The sequence below is a fragment of the Cellulosimicrobium composti genome (assembly GCF_010287905.1).
GTDB classification, from domain to species: Bacteria; Actinomycetota; Actinomycetes; order Actinomycetales; family Cellulomonadaceae; genus Cellulosimicrobium; species Cellulosimicrobium composti.
In genome coordinates this window covers 1-4,725 of sequence record NZ_JAAFAN010000121.1, presented here as the reverse complement: position 1 = coordinate 4,725, position 4,725 = coordinate 1, and the positions used below count along the sequence as shown (strand labels likewise).

Genomic DNA, 4,725 nt, shown 5'->3' with positions numbered 1-4,725 from the left:
CTACGCTAAGCAGCAGGGCCACGAAGCCCTGATCGGAACCAAATGACCAGAGCCTCCATCAGACCCAGGGCGATTCAGTTCGGTCACATTCAAGTGAGGCGGCGAACTACCCGGTCGAGGACGGCTCGCGCTGTCCGGCTCGCCGGTGCGTTGGAATCGAGGTGGCGTGCCAAAGGAGGGCTGATCGCGTAATACGCCCGAATGAACGCTCGACCCGGCGCGGTCGCGGCGAGACGCTCATCCCGGAACCGGCGTAGCACGCGCACCTGGGGTGCGTCGTACGACCCGTACACAGCGGTCGCGATGTAGCACCCGGACTTCTTGGACGGGCCGAACCCGGAGATGACGTTCTTGGTGAACGTGCCCCACTCGGCGGAGATCGCCTCATACGGTCGCGCGAGCTGGTAGTTCGGGTTGCCGGAGATCTCGCGCAGGTATTGGTTCAGGCCCGCTTCGGATGTCATGGCGACCTTGAACCGGTCGATGTGGTCGTCGAACGTGGACGGCACCCCGGGCATCGCGGGGGCGGGATTCTGGTCGTAGATCTGCTTGGCGGTCAGGAGTACGACGAACGCCGGGACTGGCAAGTCGCCGCATGCGAGCGTCTTGTACAGGGACGACAACGCCCCGGTGTACATGACGCCTTCGTCGACCATTGTGTCGACGATGATGCGTGCGGAAGCGGCGTAGTGCCCTTCGCGTTTTGCGTACACGGCCGCGTCGATGACACCGTTCCAGTCGGACGGGACCGGTTCCGATGAGCGGCGTAGGGTCGCGATGTGCGGGTAGAAGTCCCGGTAGACCTGCCCGAGCTCTTTGCGTTCGTCCATGCAGGGAAGGTATCCGTGCAGCCAGCTGCTTGACGGCGGGACACGAGCATCTGACAGCGCCGCTGAACTCGCGGCATGATGACCAACCGAACCAGCCGGGGCGACAGGTCAGGCGCCCCTGCGGTTGGACCCAGGAGGGGGCAAGTGCGACCTGAGTGGCTCTGATTGCACGCCTCCGCCTCATGAGTGGGAGCTCATCGATAGCATGGGGACGTACAGCAGTTGCCGGTCTCGCCGGCAGGTTCAGCGCCGACCAGATCCGGAGATTCACCAGACGTGCCAGTCCTTTCGAGCTTCGTGTGGAGCTTTGCCGACACGCTGCGGGATCCCCACGCCCAGGCCGAGCACGGAAACGCCGTGGACCAGTTCTTGGCCTCGCTCCACCTGCGGGAGACGCTGACTGACGCCGCTGTGCTGAACGAGGGCGAGTTCGGCAAGCTCACTGGTGCACTGATCAGCGAGAACGAGCACGCCGACGAGCGAGCCGGGCTGAGCCGCCAGTACCTCTATCAGTCGTGCCGGGTGCCGATGGTGAACGCGACGAACTTGAGGGAAATCGGTGCCTCCGGCGAGTGCGAGTAGAGCGATGGCGACGAAGGGCGCTCCGCACCCGGCGATCCACGCGGTACTCCAGGACTCCGACTCCGTGCCGTATTCCGACCGTGATCGTGGCCCGATCGGTCTGGAGCATGCTACGAGCGTGTCCTTGGCGCGGGCTCTTGCCGTCGGCGGCCTCAGCCGCCTCGATCCGAATCTCACGACCGTCAACATTTGGGATCCCGCGGCAGGCCTGGGGTTCGCCGGATTCCTCGTGGTTGAAGCGCTGCTGTCGTCGGGAGTCGAGGCCCGCTACCGCGGCCAGGACATCAACGAAGCGGCCGTCTCCGCTAGCCTTCGTCGGTTTGAAGCAATCCCCGACGCCGAGATCGCCTGCGCGAACACGTTGACGCACGATGCCTTCGAGGGCTTCAGCGCCGACCTGGTGATCGTCGACGCGCCCTGGGGGACGGGTTGGCGGGACTTGGCGGCAGCCGTGAAAGCGCGGCAGACCAACGGCGAGTTCGGGTTCGGCCTCCCGCAGCAAGCCGACAGCACCTGGCTGTTCATCTCTCTGGCGCTTGAGAAACTGCGGCCAGCGGAACAGGGCGGCGGACGTGTCGCGGCGTTGGTGAACCCGGGCGCCCTCAGTTCCGGCGGCGCGACCAGTACGGTGCGGCAGCGGATCGTCGAAGCCGGCCTGCTGGAGTCGGTCACCCGGCTCCCTGATGGCCTCGCGCCGAACACCGGTATCCCCCTGTACCTCCTGACCTTCTCCAACCGAGCCCAGGACGTCGGCAACGGCAAGGCGATGATCGCCGACCTGCAGACGATGTTCACCACAGAGCGCCGCCGCCGGTCAGTCCCGGTTGAGGCGTTCCAAGAACTTGAGTCCGGGCTGCGGACGAAGAAGGCGGGCCCGCGCAATCGCACCATCAGTACTCGCCAGTTCACGCGCAGAGACGCACGGCTGTCGCGCGCCACGCGCGACGACCATCAGCTCTCGTGGCGCGTCACCACGTACAGAGATACGGCGATCGACGGTCTGTTCCTGGATGCCCGCTATGGGCCGGACGCCGGTGTCTCGTTGGCCGAGGAGCCGCGCGAGACGCTCGACCTAGATCCCAGCCGTGTTTTCAGGGACGACGTGAGCGAACTGCTGCGAGCCATGACCGCGAGAGGCTGGCCCAGCCGACGTCTGAGCAGCCTTCTCGCCCGAGAGCCCGCCCCTGCGACTAGTTCGAATCAAGGCGAGCGCCAGTTGTTCGTGCCCACTAGCCGGGATGGCAGGGTCGCCGCCGACCTGTCCGAGACGAGCACCGGCGGGCGCGTCCTGGCGGTGCAGCTCGATGACGACTCGATCTATCCGCCCTTTCTGGTGGCGTGGCTCAACTCGGAGCAGGGCGTCGCCAGTCGGCTACGTGCGATCGACAACGGCAGCTCGGGCCACCATCTAAAGGCATTGCGGTCGGACACCCCGTCCTTGATGAGGTGGGCCGATGAGTTGCTCGTTCCGGTCCCGGACCTCAGTGTTCAGCTGGCCCTAGCCTCTGCCGACGAACGGCTCAGCTCGTTTCAGGCCGAGCTCGGCACTCGACGAGCGAGCGTCTGGTCATCGCCGGAAAGCGCTGAAGAGGTGGTAAGCAAGATCGCTGGTGCCTTCGACGACTCGTTGACATCGTGGCTCGACCAGCTGCCCTATCCGATCGCATCGGCGCTGTGGACCGCGGAGTCCGCACATTCGGTGGGAGAGCAGCAGCGCGCCTATCTCCACGCCTGGGAAGCGATCGTGACCTTCCACGCCACAGTCCTGCTGTCAGCTAGCCGCAGCGATCCGGGCGGCAGCAGCGAGACCGAGGCTGCGATCCGTCAGACCCTGCATGAACAGCACCTGGGCATCGAGAGGGCGTCCTTCGGCACCTGGGTGATCATCGTTGAGAAGACGTCGAAGAACCTGCGCAGCGCGCTCGAGAACGGCGATGCCGACGACGTGGCCCGCGTCCGCCGCGCGTTCGCCGACCTCGGCCGCGCCGGCATCGAACGGCTGATCTCGAAGGACGTCGTCAAGAAGTTCAACGAGCTGAACGGCAAGCGCAACCGGTGGTCCGGCCACACGGGTTACACCTCGGCAGAGGAGCTGAGGACCCAGGTCGAATCACTCGTCTCAGACCTCAGAGAGCTGCGCGGGCTGCTCGGGGACGTCTGGGACCAGCTACTGCTCGTACGTCCGGGCAGCGCCAAGCGTCGCCGCGACGGCCTCGTTCAGACGGCGGAGGTCGCGGTCGGTACTCGGACACCGTTTGCGGCTCGGGAGTTCACCGTGGGAGAGCACATGCTCGACGACGAGCTCTACCTCGTCCGGGACGGATCGCAGTCGCCGTTGCGCCTCGGAAACTTCGTGCAACTACGCGTCGCACCTAGCAGCGCCCAGTTCACCACGTACTTCTACAACCGCACCGAGGGGACGAGCGTACGGATGGTCAGCTACCAGTACGGGCCAGAGAGCGAACTGCAAGACGATGTGGAGCGCCTCCGGGAGGACTTTGGCGAACTTGTGCTCGGGTGAACTCGGGACGCATTCGACGGCCCCGCTATATAGCCAGAGCTCCGGGTTCGATCAAGTCCGCCAGTAGGGCCTCGAAGAACTGCGAGAACTGCCCCGATGTGACTTCCCCAGTGACGCTAGTACTACAGCCGTAGATCGTGATGTTCGACGGCCTGCAATCCGTGGCCATCGCGGCGGGCGGCTTACCTACTCTGTTCCATGCCGTCGTGAGCGGTGATTCCGTCGAGCAGGTGCACCCCGGGCAGTGTCTCGCCGGCCGTGTCGCTGAAGGTGCTGTAGTCCAGCGAATGGAGTCGGCCGTCGTCGACCCACAGCTCGAGCCAGCCCAGGTGCTCATCGCCGTCGGCGACGGCAAGGGTGGCGATCGGACCGCCTGCGTGCGACGGGATCCTCGGCACGTCTGCTCCGGCAAGGACGTGAATGAGGAAGCACGCGTCGCCGTCGTGGTCCTTGCCGCCCCAACGCGCGTGCACGAGTTGCGCCCTGGCTTCCTCGGACCCTCGCCAACTACCCGCGCAGATGCGCTCCAGCAGAGCGGACTCGAGCGTTGTCAGAGCTGCGCCCGCCTGTCGAGTCGTGTGGGGGCGGACGTCTTCCATGGCCCCATCCTGGCAGACGCACAGCGCCGGAATGTAGGAGCTGACCGTGGTACCTAAGTCGTGGGATACAAGCCTCTGACCTGGGCTGATGCTGCAAGACGGCCTGGACGTAGGACGGGGCTGCTGCACGGATCTGTGACATCTCAGATCGCTTGCTCGCCGAGCAGGCTGGAAGGATGTTGCTGTGCCCAGG

4 protein-coding genes are annotated in these 4,725 nt (G+C 65.4%); 2 read left to right on the top strand and 2 right to left on the bottom strand.

The features are described 5' to 3' along the window. Window positions 1–89: 89 nt before the first annotated feature. On the bottom strand, window positions 90–830 hold the full coding sequence (locus tag GYH36_RS18805; RefSeq protein ID WP_162290665.1) for a CFI-box extended C-terminal domain-containing protein: 741 nt from the start codon (window positions 828–830) through the stop codon (window positions 90–92). 276 nt (window positions 831–1,106) lie between these two features. Between GYH36_RS18805 and GYH36_RS18800 the strand changes: the two genes are divergently transcribed. Beyond that, window positions 1,107–1,412: a hypothetical protein gene (locus tag GYH36_RS18800; protein WP_162290664.1), complete on the top strand. Its 306-nt coding sequence runs from the start codon at window positions 1,107–1,109 to the stop codon at window positions 1,410–1,412. A 4-nt stretch (window positions 1,413–1,416) separates the two neighbouring features. Then, complete coding sequence (locus tag GYH36_RS18795; RefSeq protein ID WP_162290663.1) at window positions 1,417–3,933, top strand: N-6 DNA methylase; 2,517 nt, start codon at window positions 1,417–1,419, stop codon at window positions 3,931–3,933. A gap of 182 nt (window positions 3,934–4,115) precedes the next feature. Here GYH36_RS18795 and GYH36_RS18790 read toward each other — a convergent pair whose 3' ends face one another. After that, the gene (locus GYH36_RS18790) at window positions 4,116–4,532 is read right to left on the bottom strand and encodes a hypothetical protein (protein ID WP_162290662.1); all 417 of its coding nucleotides are present in this window, start codon (window positions 4,530–4,532) and stop codon (window positions 4,116–4,118) included. Window positions 4,533–4,725 lie beyond the last annotated feature (193 nt).